Annotated in this window: 13 protein-coding genes; 2 read left to right on the forward strand and 11 right to left on the reverse strand. The window is 60.3% G+C overall.

Annotation, left to right across the window (positions count from 1 at the left end; translation table 11 throughout):
• The first annotated feature begins 4 nt into the window (after positions 1 to 4).
• On the forward strand, positions 5 to 676 hold the full coding sequence (locus tag FHT78_RS19015) for a DsbA family oxidoreductase (protein WP_183747287.1): 672 nt from the start codon (positions 5 to 7) through the stop codon (positions 674 to 676).
• Between the two features lie 65 nt (positions 677 to 741).
• Here FHT78_RS19015 and mfd read toward each other — a convergent pair whose 3' ends face one another.
• The gene (gene mfd, locus FHT78_RS19020) at positions 742 to 4,248 is read right to left on the reverse strand and encodes a transcription-repair coupling factor (RefSeq protein WP_183747290.1); all 3,507 of its coding nucleotides are present in this window, start codon (positions 4,246 to 4,248) and stop codon (positions 742 to 744) included.
• On the reverse strand, positions 4,245 to 4,547 hold the full coding sequence (locus FHT78_RS19025) for a succinate dehydrogenase assembly factor 2 (RefSeq protein WP_183747293.1): 303 nt from the start codon (positions 4,545 to 4,547) through the stop codon (positions 4,245 to 4,247). Before FHT78_RS19025 ends, mfd begins: the two co-directional genes overlap by 4 nt.
• A 95-nt stretch (positions 4,548 to 4,642) precedes the next feature.
• On the opposite strand from FHT78_RS19025, the gene recG reads away from it, so the two are divergent.
• Positions 4,643 to 6,748: an ATP-dependent DNA helicase RecG gene (gene recG, locus FHT78_RS19030; protein ID WP_183747296.1), complete on the forward strand. Its 2,106-nt coding sequence runs from the start codon at positions 4,643 to 4,645 to the stop codon at positions 6,746 to 6,748.
• Here recG and FHT78_RS19035 read toward each other — a convergent pair.
• The 9 genes from FHT78_RS19035 to FHT78_RS19075 form a co-directional block, all read right to left on the reverse strand.
• Positions 6,745 to 7,431 carry a DUF502 domain-containing protein gene (locus FHT78_RS19035; protein WP_183747299.1) on the reverse strand — a complete coding sequence of 229 codons (687 nt, stop codon included), beginning with the start codon at positions 7,429 to 7,431 and terminating at the stop codon, positions 6,745 to 6,747. The genes recG and FHT78_RS19035 overlap by 4 nt on opposite strands.
• A 124-nt stretch (positions 7,432 to 7,555) precedes the next feature.
• Positions 7,556 to 9,382 carry a glutamine--fructose-6-phosphate transaminase (isomerizing) gene (glmS, locus tag FHT78_RS19040; RefSeq protein ID WP_183747302.1) on the reverse strand — a complete coding sequence of 609 codons (1,827 nt, stop codon included), beginning with the start codon at positions 9,380 to 9,382 and terminating at the stop codon, positions 7,556 to 7,558.
• 108 nt (positions 9,383 to 9,490) lie between these two features.
• A complete protein-coding gene (gene glmU, locus FHT78_RS19045; protein ID WP_183747305.1) occupies positions 9,491 to 10,852 on the reverse strand; it encodes a bifunctional UDP-N-acetylglucosamine diphosphorylase/glucosamine-1-phosphate N-acetyltransferase GlmU in 1,362 nt (453 codons plus the stop codon).
• A gap of 63 nt (positions 10,853 to 10,915) precedes the next feature.
• A complete protein-coding gene (locus FHT78_RS19050; RefSeq protein ID WP_183747308.1) occupies positions 10,916 to 11,689 on the reverse strand; it encodes a FadR/GntR family transcriptional regulator in 774 nt (257 codons plus the stop codon).
• A 13-nt stretch (positions 11,690 to 11,702) separates the two neighbouring features.
• Positions 11,703 to 12,671, reverse strand: coding sequence for a galactofuranose ABC transporter, permease protein YjfF (gene yjfF / locus FHT78_RS19055; RefSeq protein WP_183747311.1), 969 nt, complete (start codon positions 12,669 to 12,671; stop codon positions 11,703 to 11,705).
• Positions 12,668 to 13,678: an ABC transporter permease gene (locus tag FHT78_RS19060; protein ID WP_183747314.1), complete on the reverse strand. Its 1,011-nt coding sequence runs from the start codon at positions 13,676 to 13,678 to the stop codon at positions 12,668 to 12,670. Before FHT78_RS19060 ends, yjfF begins: the two co-directional genes overlap by 4 nt.
• A complete protein-coding gene (ytfR, locus tag FHT78_RS19065; protein ID WP_183747317.1) occupies positions 13,675 to 15,198 on the reverse strand; it encodes a galactofuranose ABC transporter, ATP-binding protein YtfR in 1,524 nt (507 codons plus the stop codon). Before ytfR ends, FHT78_RS19060 begins: the two co-directional genes overlap by 4 nt.
• Before the next feature lie 120 nt (positions 15,199 to 15,318).
• Positions 15,319 to 16,281 carry a galactofuranose ABC transporter, galactofuranose-binding protein YtfQ gene (gene ytfQ, locus FHT78_RS19070; RefSeq protein WP_183747320.1) on the reverse strand — a complete coding sequence of 321 codons (963 nt, stop codon included), beginning with the start codon at positions 16,279 to 16,281 and terminating at the stop codon, positions 15,319 to 15,321.
• 149 nt (positions 16,282 to 16,430) lie between these two features.
• Positions 16,431 to 17,507, reverse strand: coding sequence for a BMP family ABC transporter substrate-binding protein (locus FHT78_RS19075; protein WP_183747323.1), 1,077 nt, complete (start codon positions 17,505 to 17,507; stop codon positions 16,431 to 16,433).
• Positions 17,508 to 17,522: the final 15 nt, after the last annotated feature.

Consider the following 17,522-nt stretch of genomic DNA (forward strand, 5'->3'; position numbering starts at 1 on the left):
TACAATGGAACGCATCACCATCGACGTTGTCTCTGATGTCGTCTGTCCCTGGTGCTATCTCGGCAAGGCGCGGCTGGAGCTGGCGATCGCTGAGGTGCAGGATGAAATCGGCGTCGATATCAACTGGCGCCCCTATCGCCTCAACCCGGATTATCCGCCCGAAGGCGTCGACCAGAAAAAGATGCTGGAGCAGAAACTCGGTGGCGCCGAACGTGTGGCTGAGGCGCACAAGATGCTGACTGGCTATGGCCGCGACGTCGGCATCAAGTTCAATTTCGATGCCATCAAGATCGGACCGAACACGCTGGATGCGCACCGCCTGATCCACTGGGCTGGTGTCGAGGACCGGCAGAAGCAGGAGGCCGTCGTCTCGGCGCTGTTCAAGGCCAATTTCGAAGAAGGCCGCAACGTCGGCGATCACGACGTGTTGCTCGATATTGCCGACAAGGCCGGCCTGCAGCGTCCTGTCATTGCCGCGCTGCTCGCTTCGGACGCCGACAGCAGCGTCATTCTCTCGGAAATCGACGCAGCGCAGCGCATGGGCGTCAACGGCGTGCCGTTCTTCATTTTCGATCAGCAATATGCCGTCAGCGGCGCGCAAACACCGGATGTGCTGGCAAGCGCCCTCAGGGAAATTGCCGCAGCAAAGGCCGAAGCACGCGCCGGGATGAATTGACAAGCGTCAGCATCTGCAAACTGAAAAACGCAGTCGAGGGCAGTTCGATTTTCGCCGGGCTGCCCTTAGCTTTTCGCGAGCTCCGCAAGCTGCGTCATGATCACGGCTGCACCCTGCAGACGCTTTTCCGGCGTCGGCAGATCGCGGGTCAGGAACAGGCTGTGGTCGGAGCGGATTTTGGCCATCGCGCCCTGCTTGCCGATATAACCGACGAGATTGGCCGGGTTCGGGAATTCCTTGTTGCGGAACTGCACGACGACACCCTTCGGTCCTGCATCGAGCTTTTCGACATTGGCCGTGCGGCAGAGCGACTTGATGTAGACGATCTTCAGCAGGTGCTGGACTTCGACCGGCATCGGGCCGAAGCGGTCGATCATCTCCGCACCGAAGCCGTCGATCTCCTTGAGATCGGTGAGTTCGCCGAGGCGACGGTAGAGTGCCATGCGCAGGTGCAGGTCGGGCACATAACCTTCCGGGATCATCACTGTCGTGCCGACGGATATCTGCGGCGACCAACCGCTATCCTTAATCTCGTCGACACCCTTCACCTCGGCGACCGCCTCCTCCAGCATCTGCTGGTAAAGCTCGAAGCCGACTTCCTTGATATGGCCGGACTGCTCCTCGCCGAGCAGGTTGCCGGCACCACGGATATCCAGATCGTGGCTTGCCAGCTGGAATCCGGCGCCGAGCGTATCCAGCGACTGCAGCACCTTGAGGCGGCGCTCGGCAGTTGCGGTCAGCACCTTGTTGACCGGCAGCGTGAATAGCGCGAAGGCGCGCACCTTCGAACGGCCGACACGACCGCGCAGCTGGTAGAGCTGTGCTAGGCCGAACATATCGGCGCGATGCACGATCAACGTATTGGCGGTCGGCACGTCGAGGCCGGATTCGACGATGGTCGTCGAGAGCAGCACATCATAACGGCCTTCGTAGAAGGCATTCATGATGTCTTCCAGCTCGCCGGCTGGCATCTGGCCGTGGGCGACGGCAACCTTCAACTCCGGCACGTAGGACTGCAGGAAGGCGTGAACGTCTTCGAGATCGGCAAGGCGCGGACAGACATAGAAGCTCTGGCCGCCGCGATAGTGCTCGCGCATCAGCGTCTCGCGGATGACGAGGCTGTCGAAGGGCGAAATGAAGGTGCGCACCGCCATGCGGTCGACTGGCGGCGTGGTGATGAGCGAGAGTTCGCGCACCCCGGTCATGGCAAGCTGCAGGGTGCGCGGGATCGGCGTTGCCGAAAGCGTCAGCACATGCACGTCGCTCTTCAATTCCTTCAGGCGCTCCTTGTGCTTGACGCCGAAATGCTGCTCCTCGTCGATGATCAGCAGGCCGAGATTGGCGAAGCTGATGCCGGCGCCGAGCAGCGCATGGGTGCCGACAACGATGTCAGTCTTGCCGTCGGCCACTTCCTTCTTGGTGAGCGCCAGCTCCTTGGAGCCGACGAGGCGCGAGGCCTGCTGGATTCGGATCGGCAAACCTCGGAAGCGCTCGGAGAAAGTCTTGAAATGTTGGCGGGAGAGCAGCGTCGTCGGCACGACGACGGCGACCTGCACACCATTCATGGCCGCAACGAAGGCGGCTCGCAGTGCCACTTCCGTCTTGCCGAAGCCGACGTCGCCACAGACGAGGCGGTCCATCGGCCGGCCGGCACCGAGATCTCCGCGCACGGCCTCGATGGCGTTTTCCTGATCTTCCGTTTCGTCATAGGGGAAACGGGCTGCGAATTCGTCGTAGAGCCCTTCGGGTGTCGTCAGCACGGGCGCGTGTCGCGTCAGGCGCTCGGCGGCGATACGAATCAGCGCATCGGCCATATCCAGGAGGCGGCGCTTGAGCTTGGCCTTGCGCATCTGCCATGCACCGCCGCCGAGCTTGTCGAGTTGTACCTCCGTGCCCTCACCACCAAACCGTGACAGGAGATCGATGTTTTCGACCGGCAGGAAGAGCTTGGCATCATCTGCATATTGCAGCTCGAGGCAGGCATGCGGCGCACCGGCGGCCTCGATGGTGCGAAGGCCAACGAAACGGCCAATGCCGTGTTCGGCGTGAACGACGATCGATCCTTCATCCAGGCCGGCGACTTCAGAGATGAAGTCTGCCCCGCGCTTCCTGCGGCGGGAGCGGCGCACCATACGGTCGCCGAGAATATCCTGCTCGCCGATGACGATAAGATCGCCGGTCTCGAAACCGGATTCGAGGCTGAGAACGGCTGCCGCCGCCTCGCCTTTCGCAAGGCCCGAGACATCCTTCAGCGCCGTAATTGGCTTGACGCGTTCGAGACCGTGTTCGTTCAGCACTTGTAGCAAGCGCTCGAGCGAACCCTCCGTCCAGGCGGTGATGACGATCTTCGCACCGCCGGCACGTCTATCGGCGATGTGCTTGACGACCACGTCGAAGACGTTGATGCGCTCGGCATCGCCGCCGCCTTCAGCATTGGAGCGCGCCCATCGCGGCCCCTGGCGCGCATCGAGATTGACGACGCGGCGTGCCTCGCCCTCATGTTCGTTGAAGGGAGAGACCCTAATAGCGTTGATCGCATCGAGCGTGCGCGCGAAGGTCTTGCTGTCGAGATAAAGCTGACCGGGCGAGACCGGCTTATAGGGCGTGCCTTGCGCCATCTGGCCCTTGCCCGGCTGGCCGGAATTCAGGCGCGCGTCATAATAGTCATAGACGAGCTTGGAACGCTCTTCGGCCGCCTCACGCACCGTATGATCGCTGACGATGCGGAAGCCGGAAAGGTAATCAAACACCGTATCTAGCTTCTCGTAAAACAGCGGCAGCCAGTGTTCCATGCCGGGATAACGGCGACCTTCGGATACGGCGAGGTAGAGAGCATCGTCGCGGGTGGCCGCACCGAAGGTGGAGAGGTAGTTCTTGCGAAATCGGCTGATCGTATCCGGCGTCAGCGTCACCTCGCTCATCGGATTGAGATCGAGGGAGCGGACTTGGCCGATCGTGCGCTGGCTGGCTGGATCGAAGCTTCGGATGCTCTCTAGCGTATCACCGAAGAAATCGAGGCGGACGGGCTCTTCCGATCCGGGAACAAAGACATCGAGAATGCCGCCGCGCACGGCATATTCGCCGACTTCGCGCACGGTTGCCACGCGCTCGAAGCCGTTGCGCTCCAGCCGACCAGCGATATCGTCCATGCGGACCTGATTGCCAGGGCGCGCCGAGAAAGTCAGGCTTTCGATGATGTCCTGCGGCGCCACCTTCTGCAGCATGGCATTGACTGTCACCAGCACGATTGCAGCATGCGGCTTCTTACGGTGCGCGATCAAACCAGAGAGTGCAGCCAGACGACGTGCCGAGGTATCAGCACTCGGCGATACACGGTCATAGGGAAGACAGTCCCAGGCTGGCAGTGTCAGGACCGGGATATCGGGCGCAACGAAGCCGAGCATCTGCTCCAGGTCGGCCATGCGATGGCCGTCTGAGAGCACATAGGCAACGGGTTCGCCGTTGCGGGCGAGTTCGGCAAGCAGCAGCGGCTCCATGCCCGCAGGAACGTTGCCGATCGTCAGCGGCTCGGCGGCAGCTGCAAGCTTCTTGGCGTCAAATCCAGGGATCATTCCGGCATCCGGGGCGTGTCAAAATCGGGCTTGTAGGCGGCGATGCGGGCAAACATGGGTGTCTTTAAATGCTCGGGCGTCGGCCAGGTTCCCAGGATCCAGCGCACGAGGTCATTGTCCTCCTCGGTCATGATCGTCTCGAACTCGTCGAGCTCGGCTTCGCTCATGGTGGCAAGTTCGTTTTCAGCGAACTGACCGAAGACAAGATCCATCTCTCTGATACCGCGATGCCAGCAGCGGAAAAGAATCCGGCGGCGGCGCGGGTCAAGACCGGCGCTCGTGAGCGTTACACCTGTCATGGCATTCACCTTCTTTGTTGATGCGCCTCTATAGACTCTCAAAAGCGGCTTGTCAGCCTTGCCAAGGCCCTATTGTTCATCGCATTTTGGCGCCTATGCGCCCCGCCATTCTCGATCCGCTATTTTCCCCCGTTTCGGGCCTTCCGGGCGTCGGCCCAAAGATCTCGGAGCTCTTCGTCAAGCTGCTCGGACGTGAGACGCCCGAAGATTGCCGCGTCATCGATCTCCTGTTCCATGCGCCCTCCTCGCTGATCGACCGGCGCAACCAGCCGGGGATCGCCCGTGCGCCGCAAGGCGCCATCGTGACGATTACAGCGCGCGTGGACCGGCATCAGGCACCGCCGCGCGGCAATCGCAACGTTCCCTACCGGGTCTTCCTGCATGACGAGACCGGCGAGCTGACCCTCGTCTTCTTCCGCGGACAGGCAGCATGGCTGGAAAAACAGTTGCCGATCGATGAGGAAGTGACCGTCAGCGGCAAGGTCGACTGGTTCAATGGCCGCGCCTCGATGGTCCATCCGGATTATATCGTCAAGGCAAGCGAGGGCGAGAACCTGCCGCTGGTCGAGCCGATCTATCCGCTGACGACAGGGCTTTCGCCGAAGACGCTGCGCAAGATCATCGAGGCTGCGCTGCCGCGGATGCCGGAGCTGCCGGAATGGATCGACCTTTCGCTGGCGCAGAAGCAGGGCCTGCCGTCGATCCGCGACAGCTTCCACATGCTGCACGAGCCGCGGCATACGTCTGACATAGATCCGCAGACCGCGGCCCGCCGCAGGCTCGCCTATGACGAATTTCTGGCAGGTCAGCTGTCGCTTTCGCTGGTGCGCCAGCGGCTGCGCAAGGTGGCCGGGCAACCCGTACATTCCACTGGAGAAGTCAGCGGCAAGATATTGCGAAGCCTTCCTTTTTCACCGACTCGCAGCCAGACGGAGGCTGTTGCCGACGTCCTGAAGGATATGGCTGGCGATGAGCGCATGCTGCGGCTGCTGCAGGGCGATGTCGGCTCGGGCAAGACGCTCGTCGCGCTGCTGTCGATGGCCGCCGTCATCGAGAGTGGCGGACAGGCGGTGCTGATGGCGCCGACGGAAATTCTTGCCCGCCAGCATCATGCAACGATCTCAAAATTCGCTGATGCCGCGGGCCTTGGCGTCGAGGTGCTGACGGGCCGCACCAAAGGCCGCGAGCGGGAAGATATTCTCGAACGTATCGCGTCGGGCGACGCGCAAATCATCATCGGTACCCACGCTCTCTTCCAGGATAGTGTCAACTATAAGAACCTGATGCTGGCCGTTGTCGACGAGCAGCATCGTTTCGGCGTACACCAGCGCCTGCGGCTGACAGCAAAGGGCATCTCACCGCATATGCTGGTCATGACGGCAACGCCGATCCCGCGCACGCTGGTGCTGGCAGCCTTCGGCGATATGGATGTCTCGAAGCTGACCGAAAAACCCGCCGGACGAAAGCCGATCACCACCATCACCATTCCGACCGAGCGGACCGGGGAGATCGTCGGCCGGCTGAAAAGTGCGCTCTCGGAAGGCAAGAAGGCCTACTGGATCTGCCCGCTGGTCGAAGAATCCGAAGAAGTCGATCTGATGTCGGTGGAAGAGCGACATGCGACGCTCGTCTCGGCGCTCGGCCCCGGCATCGGTCTTATTCACGGACGGATGAGCGGGCCGGAAAAGGATGCGGTGATGCTCGCCTTCAAGAACGGCGAATTGCGGCTGCTGGTAGCGACGACCGTCGTGGAAGTCGGAGTCGACGTGCCTGACGCGACGATCATGGTGATCGAACATGCCGAGCGTTTCGGGTTGGCGCAACTACACCAGCTTCGCGGGCGTGTCGGACGGGGCGACGAGGCCTCGACCTGTATTCTACTCTACAAGGGACCGCTCGGTGAGACGGGTCATGCCCGGCTGTCAATCATGCGCGAGACGGAAGACGGTTTCCGGATCGCGGAAGAGGATCTGAAGTTGCGCGGCGAGGGCGAACTTCTGGGCACGCGGCAATCGGGCACGCCGGGTTTCCGTATCGCAAGCCTCGAGGCGCATGCCGATCTCTTGGAAATCGCTCGCAGGGACGCGGCCTATCTGATCGAGCGCGATCCGGAACTGACGAGCGAGCGCGGCGAGGCAGTGCGCACCCTGCTCTATCTCTTCCGTCGAGACGAAGCGATCCGGTTCCTCAGAGCCGGTTAATCGACTTTGGATATGGCCTTCGGTTTGGGGCGCACAACCGGCAAATGTTCCGGGGCGACGAGGCCGCCTGAGATCAGGAATTTGGCGGCATCTTCCGGGTTCATGTCGAGCATGACGATCTTCTCGCGCGGAACGAAGATGAGAAAGCCCGCCGTCGGCACCGGCGTCGGCGGCAGGAAAACGGCAACCATATCCTGCCCCATCGCATTGAACTTCGAGCCAATCTCACCCTTGGCATCGGTGGCGATGAAAACGAGCGCCCAAAGGCCTGGGCCGGGATATTCGATCAGGCCGACCTTTTTGAAGGAATTCGACTGTTCCTTCAGCACCGTTTCGAAGATCTGCTTCACGCTTCTATAAATGGTGCGCACCAGCGGCATGCGCTGAACGATAGATTCGCCGAAGCGGACGATGCTTTGACCGATGAGGTTCTTGCCGAGGAAGCCAACGATTGTGATGATAATCACCGCGGTCAACAGACCGAAGCCGGGAATGGCGAAATTTATGTAGCTTTCCGGATTCCAGCGCGCCGGGATATAGGGCCGCACCCAGCTGTCCGACCAGTGGATGAACGTCCAGGTCAGCCAGATGGTGATCGCGATCGGCGCGCAGATGATAAGGCCGGCGAGAAAATTATTCCTCAGCCGCATTGCGACCGGCACACGGGGAGCCTTCTCGGTCATCTTTTCTGATGAACTCCGTTTCAGTCTTTAGACAGGCCGGTTCACCCAGCCCTCCCCCTGTGTCCGCAGGCACAAAACTGCCAGAATTCGGCTTATCATACAATATATTTCAGCCCGTCGGGACTTACTCCACAGTTACCGATTTTGCGAGATTGCGCGGCTGGTCGACGTCCGTGCCCATGAAGACCGCCGTATGGTAGGCGAGCAGTTGGATCGGTAGCGAGAAGATCATCGGCGAGATGATTTCATCGACATTCGGAAGCGTGATCGTCGCCATCGTCGGCAGTTTCGAAGCAGCCGCACCGTTCTCATCGGTGATGAAGATGATCCGGCCGCCGCGGGCTGCGACTTCCTGCATATTAGAGACGGTCTTTTCGAAGAAACGGTCATAGGGTGCGATGACGATAACGGGCATGTTTTCGTCGATCAACGCGATCGGCCCATGCTTCAGCTCGCCGGCGGCATAACCTTCCGCATGGATGTAGGAGATTTCCTTGAGCTTCAGTGCACCTTCCATGGCGAGCGGGAAGCTGGTGCCGCGGCCGAGATAGAGCACGTCCTTGCACTTGGAGAGTTCGCGGGACAAGCCTTCCATCTGCGGCTGGATGAGATTGAGCACGCGGCTCATGATGCGTGGCATTTCCGCCAGATGGCGCACCAACTCCTTCTCGTCGTCGGCGCTGATCGTACCGCGAGCACGACCGGCACCGATCGCCAGCGAAGCAAGAACGGCAAGCTGGCAGGTAAAAGCCTTGGTGGAGGCGACGCCGATTTCCGGGCCGGCCATGATCGGGAAAACGGCATCGGATTCGCGGGCAATGGTCGATTCCCGCACGTTGACGACCGCGCCGATCTTCAGGCCATTTTCCTTACAATAGCGCAGCGAGGCCAGCGTATCGGCGGTTTCTCCCGACTGAGAGATGAAGAGAGCTGCCTGTGAGGGCTGCAGCGGCATTTCGCGGTAACGGAATTCCGAGGCGACATCGATTTCGACCGGCAGGCGCGCATAGCGCTCGAACCAGTACTTGCCGATCAAGCCGGCGAGATAAGCGGTGCCGCAAGCCGAGATCGCAAGGCCGGTCGCCGCCTTGAAATCGATGGCGGATGCATTCGGGCTGATCGTGTTGGCCGCGAAATCCACGTAATGGCTGAGCGCGTGGGAGATGACTTCCGGTTGCTCGTAGATTTCCTTTTCCATGAAGTGACGGTGATTGCCCTTGTCGACCACATAGGCCGTCGCCTGGGAAATCTGCCGCGGACGCTTAACCACCTTGCCGGAAAAATCGAGCACGGTCGCGCCTTCGCGGGTGATTATGGCCCAATCGCCGTCGACGAGATAGGTGATCTCGTTCGTGAAGGGCGACAGCGCGATGGCATCCGATCCCAGGAACATCTCGCCCCTGCCATAACCAATGGCAAGCGGCGGGCCGGAGCGGGCGGCCATGATCGTGTCGGGGTCGCTCTTCAGCATGACGGCGAGCGCATAGGCGCCGGTGACGCGGTTCAGCATCTTCAGCATCGCCTCGCGCGGCGACAGGCCTTCGCGCAGATATTTCGCCATGAGGTGGGCGACAACTTCCGTATCGGTCTGGCTTTGAAAGGCAGCGCCTTCGTGGCTCAGTTCATCGCGCAGCTCAGAAAAGTTCTCGATGATGCCATTGTGGACGACGGCCACGCCTTCGACGAAATGCGGATGGGCGTTGGTCTCGTTCGGCACGCCGTGGGTTGCCCAGCGCGTGTGGGCAATGCCGGTCGTTCCCGGCAGCGGCTCGCTGTCGAGGCGCTTCTCCAGATTGAATAGCTTGCCCTCGGCGCGGCGGCGATCCATGACGCCCTCATGGATCGTGGCGACGCCGGCGGAATCGTAACCGCGATACTCCAGCCGCTTCAGCGCATCGACAAGACGGCCCGCAACCGGCGCATTTCCGACGATCCCCACAATTCCGCACATGCAAACATCCCCTAAGGCATCAATATCGACGCCAGTCCTAGCGATTCCCGCTTATTTCTCAATTGGTACGGCGGTCACTTTCGATTTCCGCGCGTTACGGAAGAAGGCTCAGCCCCTGGCTTTCTTCGCCGCCTTGACGGCGAGCGCCCGCTCATGCAGCAGCTTTGCCCGCTCAGGCTTTATCTCCTGTCTGGCACGGCCAAAGGCAAGCGCTTCTGCGGGCACATCGGCCGTGATGACGCTGCCCGAAGCGATATAGGCGCTGTCGCCGATCGTCAGGGGTGCAACCAGCGAGGAGTTCGAACCGATGAAGGCATCCTTGCCTATGACCGTCTCGAACTTGTTCACCCCGTCATAATTGCAGGTGATAGTGCCCGCGCCGATATTGGTGCCCGAGCCGATGACGGCATCGCCGATATAGGTCAGATGGTTGACCTTGGCGCCTTCGCCGATTTTCCCGTTCTTGACCTCACAGAAATTGCCGACCTTGGAGCCGAGGGCGAGATCCGCACCCGGCCGCAGGCGCGCAAAAGGACCGACGGTCGCGCCTTCGCTCACATGTGCTCCTTCGATATGCGAGAAGGCATGGATGACAGCGCCGCTATCGATGACGGCTCCGGGGCCGAAGACGACGTTCGGCTCGATCAGCGCATCCTGGCCGATGACGGTGTCATAGGAGAGGAAGACCGTTTCCGGGGCGATCATCGTCACGCCGGAAAGCATCAGCTCCTGGCGGCGGCGTTCCTGCCAGAGGCGCTCGATGACGGCAAGTTCGGCACGGTTGTTGCAGCCGGTCATCTCGACCTCAGGCGCATCGACGGCAGTCACGCGGCCGCCGAGTGAGCGGGCGATCTCAACGAGATCGGTCAGATAATATTCGCCCTTGGCATTGCCGTTACCGATACGTGACAGTAGGTCGAGCGCCTTGCGTCCGTTGATGGCCATCAGGCCGCTGTTGCACCAAGTGACGGTGCGCTCGGCATCCGTCGCATCCTTCTCCTCGCGGATGGCCATCAGCTCACCATCCTTGACGAGCAGGCGGCCATAGCCGGTCGGGCGGTCAGTGTGGAAACCGATGACGACGATGTCGCTGCCCTCGGCCAGCGCCTTACGGGCTTCAAGCAACGGGCCGGCCGTCTGCAGCGGCACATCGCCATAAGTGACGAGGATATCGTCATAGCCCTCGGCAATCGCCTCACGGGCGGCGAGAACGGCGTGGCCGGTGCCGAGGCGCTGTTCCTGCAGATAAGATCTGATCTTCACGCCGCCGATATCGCCAGCCTTCGCCACTTTCTCGGCATCGCGACCGACGACAAGGGCGACGGAGGAAATGCCGGTTGCGGCCACTGCACCGACGACATGAGCGATCATCGGCTGGCCGGCGACCTCATGCAGCACCTTCGACTTTGCGGACTTCATTCGCGTGCTGTCGCCGGCGGCGAGAATGACGGCAAGGCAGGTGCGTTCCATGGCAGACTCCGAGAATCCATTGCAGATCGGCTGTTCTGCCGCTCATAGCAGCAAGGTGAGGCTTCAAAAAGTCGAAATCGGCAAGGAAATGGTGGTTTCGGCGAGCGCGGAGAAGGCTTCGTGAACGTGTTCTCTGCCGTCGACGATGACATCTTCCATTGCCTTGCGCGCCGCTGCGCTATTGCCCGCGGCGATGGCATCGACGATGCGCATGTGCGTTTCGGCTATGTTGGCAAAACCGTTCTGCGAGGGGGGCGTACTCATGCGAAACATGCCGACGAGTGCCGCTTCGATGAGCCCGCCGAGCGTGCGCATGAAGGGGTTGTGAGATGCCTCCGAAACGGCGAGATGGAACCGCAGATCGGCAAGTGCCAGGCTGTCGGCGGTATGGTCGCTGGCGGCCATGTCGAGCGCCAGGCCACGCAACAATTCGATCTCCTCCGGGCTCGCGCGTTCCGCCACGAGGCCTGCGGCAAAAGGTTCGAAAGCTAGCCGGATATCGTAAAGCTGCAGGAGAAACTCTTCACTGACACCGTTGGCGAAATGCCAGGAGATGATCTCGGTGTCGAACATGTTCCAGAAATTCTTTTCCGTCACACGCGTGCCGACACGCGCCTTTGCAACGACCATGCCTTTGGCGGCGAGCGTCTTCATCGTTTCACGCAGTACCGTGCGCGATACTTTGAAGCGCTGCGCCAATTCTCCGTCTCCGGGCAGGATCGTACCGACGGGATAGGTGCCGGCAACGATTGCCCGGCCGAGCTCATCGACGACATGCGCGTGACTTGTTTGGGTTCTTCGCCCTGCCTTACCGGTTTCAAGCGTTTTGTTGCGCAATCCGTCGCTCCTCCTACCCATATCTCCTGTTCAGACTGGAAAGGAAAAGGATGGCTTTCTGCATTACCATGAATGCAAAAAGCAGCAGGCCAATCAGGATTTTCGTCCACCAGCTCGACAGCGTACCGTCGAAGGTAATGTAAGTCTGAATGAGCCCCTGGATCAGCAGACCGATGAAGGTCCCTGCCACGAATCCCGCTCCTCCTGTCAGCAGTGTCCCTCCGATGACGACTGCCGCGATGGCGTCCAGTTCGACGCCCACCGCTGCTAGAGAATATCCGGCAGATGTGTACAGGGAAAAAACGATTCCGGATAGGCCAGCCAGGAAACCCGACAGCGCGTAGATCTGGATCGTCGTGCGCGCCACGGGAACGCCCATCAATTGTGCCGTCTGCACGCCGCCGCCCAGCGCATAGACATTGGTTCCAAATCGGGTGCGATGGGCGATGAAGATGCCGGCGGCGAAAACGATCAGCATGATGGCGCCGATCAGCGTCAGGCGCCCGCCGCCCGGCAGACGATAGTAGAGGCTGGTCAGCGTCGAATAATATTCATGATTGATCGGAATGCTGTCGATCGACAGAACGTAGGCCATGCCGCGAGCAAGGAACATCCCGGCAAGTGTCACGATGAAGGGCGGCATCTGCAGGAAATGGATGATCACGCCCATGACCGCGCCGAAGGCCGTAGTGATGATGAGCACGATCGCGAAAGCAGCCAGCGGGTGAATGCTGGTGTTCTGCAGGATAACGGCCAGAAAAACACCGGTGAAGGCGATGATGGACCCGATCGACAGATCGATGCCGCCGGAGATAATGACGAAGGTCATACCGACGGCAGCAATGCCGAGGAACGCGTTGTCGGTTAGCAGGTTGCCGATGACACGGGTCGACAAGATGTTCGGATATTGCAGCGTGCAGACCGCATAAGCGAGCACGAAGATGACAACCGTCGCAAGGAGCGGCAAGTATTTGGAATTCATTTGCGCCCCCCTGCGTTCGTCTGGCGTGTCAGGAAGCTGGTCAGCGATTGCATGGCTGGCGACTGGATCACCAGAATGACGAGGATAATGACGGCTTTGATGATGAGGTTGAACTCCGGCGGAAAGCCGGACAGCAGGATGCCTGTATTGACCGCCTGGATGATCATCGCACCGATCAGTGACCCGATAATACTGAATCGGCCGCCGAGCAGCGAATTGCCGCCGACGACCACGGCCAGGATGGCGTCAAGCTCCAGCCATAGCCCGGCATTGTTGGCATCTGCCCCCTTGATGTCGGCGGCGACGATGATGCCGGCGATGGAAGCGCAGAGGCCGCTCAGCATATAGACCGCCATCAGCAGCACCGGCGTCTGTACGCCAGACAGTGTGCTGGCCCGCCTGTTGATGCCAACAGCCTCAATCAGCATGCCGAGCGCTGTGCGGCGGACCAGCAGGATGACCAGCAAGCCGACGATCAGCCAGATGACGACTGGCATGGGCAGGAAGGCGAAGGAGCCGCTGCCGAGAAAGATCAGCCCGTCATTGTTGAAGGTCATAATGACCCCTTCGGTGATGAGCTGCGCGATCCCGCGACCGGCGACCATCAGAACGAGGGTCGCGATGATCGGCTGGATATTGAGGACGGCCACGAGGAAGCCGTTCCAGAAGCCACAGAGCAAACCGATGACAACGGTGAGCGCCAGCGTATAGGCAAGCGAATTGCCTTCGACGATCGACGAGGCTGCGACGGCGCCGCAAATTGCAATGACCGCACCGACCGAAAGGTCGATGCCCTTGGTGGCGATCACGAGCGTCATGCCGATGGCGAGCAACGCCACGGGCGCGCCACGATTGAGCACGTCGATAAGGCTCCCATAGAGCCGGCCATTTTGAACAATCATATCAAGAAATTGCGGGAAGAAGCTGAAATTCAAAAGAAGAACAACCAAAAGCGCAATCAATTGTGGCGCAAGACGAAAGCCTAGCGCCTTCAGCGAGGCAGTCATGCATCCTCCGTTCGTTTGTCGGCCGCGGCAATGGCGTCGACAATGCCGGCAGCGCTGATGTGCTCACCGGTGAGTTCTGCGATATGTTCGCGATCGCGCAGCACGATGACGCGCGAGCTGTAGGCAACCAGTTCCTCCAGTTCCGAGGAGATGACGATCAGCGACATGCCTCGAGCGCATAGTTGCTCGATCAGTTTGATGATCTCCGCATGGGCGCCGACATCGATGCCGCGGGTCGGCTCGTCCAGGATCAGGAAATTCGGATTGGTCGCGAGCCAGCGGGCGAGGATCGCCTTCTGCTGATTTCCGCCGGACAGCAGCCGGATGGGCTTTTCGCGATCGGTCGTGCGGATATCGAGCGCCTTGATGTATTCGTCAGCGATTGCATTCTGTTCGGCGCGTGAAAGCGGCCGTGCCCAGCCGCGGCGGGCCTGCAACGCAAGCGCGATATTCTCGCGGATCGACAGGTCGCCGATAATGCCGTCCGTCTTGCGGTCTTCCGGGCAGAAGCCGAAGCCCTTGCCGATCGCAGCACGTGGACTCGACAGCACCACCGGTTTTCCGCCGATCCTGGCGACACCGCTATCGGCGCTTTCGATGCCGAAGAGAAGCTCGGCCGTTTCCGTACGCCCCGACCCGAGGAGCCCCGCGACGCCGACGACTTCGCCAACGCGGACTTCGAGATCAAAGGGCTTCACCTTTCCGCGTTTTCCGAAACCCTCGAAAGAATATTTGACCTCACCGGCCGCAATGGTGTGTTCCCTGACGGCATGCTCCGTCTGGGCGAGTTCACGCCCGAGCATCATGGCGATCAGGTTCTGGCGCGGCAGTTCGGCGGCCTCATGAGTACCGACAAGCCGGCCATTGCGCAGCACGGTGATGCGGTCGCTGATCGCGTAAACCTGCTCGAGGAAATGAGTAATGAAGACAATACCCAATCCGCGCTTCTTCAAGTCATTTATGATGCGGAAAAGCATCTCGACTTCATGGGTATCGAGGCTGGCGGTGGGCTCGTCGAGAATGAGCACCTTGCCCGACAGATCGACGGCGCGGGCGATCGCGACGATCTGCTGGACGGCGACCGAGAAGCGGTCGAGCTGTGCGGTTACATCAATATCGAGGCCGTAGCCTGCCAGAAGCTCACGGGCATTCCGGTTCATGGTACGGGCATCGATCATGCCGAAACGCTTCGGCTGGCGTCCGAGGAAGAGGTTTTCCGCGACGCTGAGATTGGAGAGGAGGTTGACCTCCTGGTAGACGGTGCCGATGCCGAGCTTCTGGGCGGCCAGCGTATCGGCCGGATCAATCTCGTGACCTTCCAGTGTCAGGCTTCCGCCGTCGCGACGATAGGCGCCGGTAATGCATTTGATGAGCGTCGACTTGCCGGCGCCGTTTTCGCCGAGCAACGCGTGAACCTCGCCGCGGCGCAGCGTGAAATCCACCTTATCCAGGGCGATAGCGCCGGGGAAGAATTTCGCTATGGCCGAGGCTGCGAGAATATTCTCGAAATTGTGAACCATGAGGGCTGCTGTTTCCTGATATTGTGCCTTACGCCTGTGCCAAAACCAGGCATAACGCTTGGCCCGACACTGGCAGTTCCGCACCAGTCCAAGATGGACCGGTGCGGTTCGAGGTTCAAATCAGTAGCCCTGACCCTTCTTCTCTTCGTAGACCTTCATCGGGTCGTCAGCCGGCGTATAGAGCTTGGACTCGGTCTGGATCCACTTCGGCGGAGCCTTCTTGTCTTTCAGGTAGGCATCGAGCGCATCGAAGGCCGGACCTGCCATGTTCGGCGTCAGCTCGACCGTGGCGTTGGATTCGCCTTCAGACATGGCCTTGAAGATATCGGGCACGGCGTCGATGGAGACGACGAGGATATCCTTGCCCGGCTTCAGGCCGGCTTCCTTGATGGCCTGGATGGCGCCGACGGCCATGTCGTCGTTATGGGCATAGAGCGCGCAGATATTCTTGCCGCCATTCTCGGCCTTCAGGAAGCTTTCCATGACTTCCTTGCCCTTGGTGCGGGTGAAATCACCGGTCTGGCTGCGAACGATCTTGAGGTTGTCGTGGCCGGCAAGAGCCTCTTCGAAGCCCTTCTTGCGGGCGATGGCTGGCGATGAACCGGTCGTGCCCTGCAGCTCGACGACATTGCACTTCTTGTCGCCGACGGTCTTGACCAGGAAGTCGCCTGCGACCTTGCCTTCATGGACCAGGTCGGATGTAACCGCCGTCAGATAGAGATCGTCAGGAGCCTTGATGGTACGGTCGAGAAGGATGACCGGAATCTTGGCTTCCTTAGCTTCCTTCAGAACGTCGTCCCAGCCGGTTTCGACAACAGGAGCAATGAGAATGGCATCGACGCCCTGAGCAATGAAGGAGCGCAAAGCTTTGATCTGATTCTCCTGCTTCTGCTGCGCATCGGCAAACTTCAGATCAATGCCGCGCTTCTTGGCCTGTTCCTTGGTCACTGTCGTTTCAGCCGCGCGCCAGCCCGACTCCGACCCGATCTGCGAGAAGCCGACGGTCAAGCCGGCAGCCGAAGCCGAACCGAACATGCAGGCAGCCAGAATCGTGGCACTCAAAAGTGCAGTCTTCAATTTCATGATTTCCTCTCCCAATGCCGCTTCTTCGCGGCGCAGGGTCAAAAAATCATATAGTATTACTTTTGTAAATGCGCATTTTGGTATGCACCGCAGCAAAAAAGGCGCTCTTTTCAGAGCGCCTTTTCGCAACTGCGAGTTACAAAATCTGCTTATTGTGCCGGCAGCTTATCATCCACGCCTTCGACGTAGAAGTTCATGCCGAGCAGCGTGCCGTCATCGGCCTTTTCGCCGGCCTTCAGCCAAGGCGTGCCGTCCTGCTTGTTGATCGGACCGGTGAACGGATGCAGTTCGCCGGACTTGATCTTGGCTTCGGTTTCCTCAGCCATTTTCTTCACGTCGTCAGGCATATTCGTGTAGGGCGCCATCTTGAGGATGCCGTCCTTCAGGCCGTCCCAGCTCTGCTCGGACTTCCAGGTGCCGTCGAGAAGGGCATGCACGCGCTTGGAGTAGTAGTTGCCCCAGGTATCGACGATCGCCGTCAGCTGAGCCTTCGGACCGGCTGCGATCATGTCGGATGCCTGACCAAACGCGTGGATGCCGCGTTCTTCGGCAACCTGCATCGGCGCGGTGGTGTCGGTGTGCTGGGTCAGCACGTCGACGCCCTGGTCGATCATGGCCTTGGCAGCGTCTGCTTCCTTGCCCGGGTCGAACCAGGTGTTGACCCAGATAACCTTGAGCTTGAAGCTCGGATCGATTGACTTTGCACCCTGCTCGAAGGAGTTGATGCCCATGACCACTTCCGGGATCGGGAAGGAGGCGATGTAGGCAGCGCCGTGATTCTTCGAGGTCTTGGCGGCGATCTGGCCGAGGATGTAACGGCCTTCATAGAAGCGGGAATTGTAGGTCGCGAGGTTCGGGCCGGACTTGTAGCCGGTTCCGTGCTCGAACTTGACCTTCGGGAACTTGGCGGCAACCTTGACTGTCGCGTCCATGAAGCCGAAGGACGTCGTGAAAATCAGCTGGCAGCCGGAGCGGGCAAGGCGCTCGATGGCGCGCTCGGCATCCGGGCCTTCCGGCACGTTTTCGAGATAGGGTGTTTCAATCTTGTCGCCGAACTCTGCCTGCACCTGCTGGCGGCCGACATCGTGCGCTTGCGAATAACCGCCGTCGTTGTGGGCGCCGACATAGACGAAGCAGACCTTCGTCTTGTCCGCTGCCGCGGCGGCGGAGGATATGCCGATCACGGCTGCGGCCGATGCGGCAAGTGTGAGTGCGAACTTCTTCATAGTGACCCCTGTTGG

The sequence above is a fragment of the Rhizobium sp. BK196 genome (genome assembly GCF_014193255.1).
In the GTDB taxonomy this organism is placed as follows: domain Bacteria; phylum Pseudomonadota; class Alphaproteobacteria; order Rhizobiales; family Rhizobiaceae; genus Rhizobium.

Excerpts from the sequence above, each read along its gene's own strand:
- recG (WP_183747296.1), top strand. The coding sequence starts at position 4,643 with ATGCGCCCCGCCATTCTCGATCCGCTATTTTCCCCCGTTTCGGGCCTT.
- glmU (WP_183747305.1), bottom strand. The coding sequence starts at position 10,852 with ATGGAACGCACCTGCCTTGCCGTCATTCTCGCCGCCGGCGACAGCACG.
- mfd (WP_183747290.1), bottom strand. The coding sequence starts at position 4,248 with ATGATCCCTGGATTTGACGCCAAGAAGCTTGCAGCTGCCGCCGAGCCG.
- FHT78_RS19035 (WP_183747299.1), bottom strand. The coding sequence starts at position 7,431 with ATGACCGAGAAGGCTCCCCGTGTGCCGGTCGCAATGCGGCTGAGGAAT.
- FHT78_RS19060 (WP_183747314.1), bottom strand. The coding sequence starts at position 13,678 with ATGACTGCCTCGCTGAAGGCGCTAGGCTTTCGTCTTGCGCCACAATTG.
- FHT78_RS19015 (WP_183747287.1), top strand. The coding sequence starts at position 5 with ATGGAACGCATCACCATCGACGTTGTCTCTGATGTCGTCTGTCCCTGG.
- ytfQ (WP_183747320.1), bottom strand. The coding sequence starts at position 16,281 with ATGAAATTGAAGACTGCACTTTTGAGTGCCACGATTCTGGCTGCCTGC.
- FHT78_RS19025 (WP_183747293.1), bottom strand. The coding sequence starts at position 4,547 with ATGACAGGTGTAACGCTCACGAGCGCCGGTCTTGACCCGCGCCGCCGC.
- glmS (WP_183747302.1), bottom strand. The coding sequence starts at position 9,382 with ATGTGCGGAATTGTGGGGATCGTCGGAAATGCGCCGGTTGCGGGCCGT.
- ytfR (WP_183747317.1), bottom strand. The coding sequence starts at position 15,198 with ATGGTTCACAATTTCGAGAATATTCTCGCAGCCTCGGCCATAGCGAAA.
- FHT78_RS19075 (WP_183747323.1), bottom strand. The coding sequence starts at position 17,507 with ATGAAGAAGTTCGCACTCACACTTGCCGCATCGGCCGCAGCCGTGATC.
- yjfF (WP_183747311.1), bottom strand. The coding sequence starts at position 12,671 with ATGAATTCCAAATACTTGCCGCTCCTTGCGACGGTTGTCATCTTCGTG.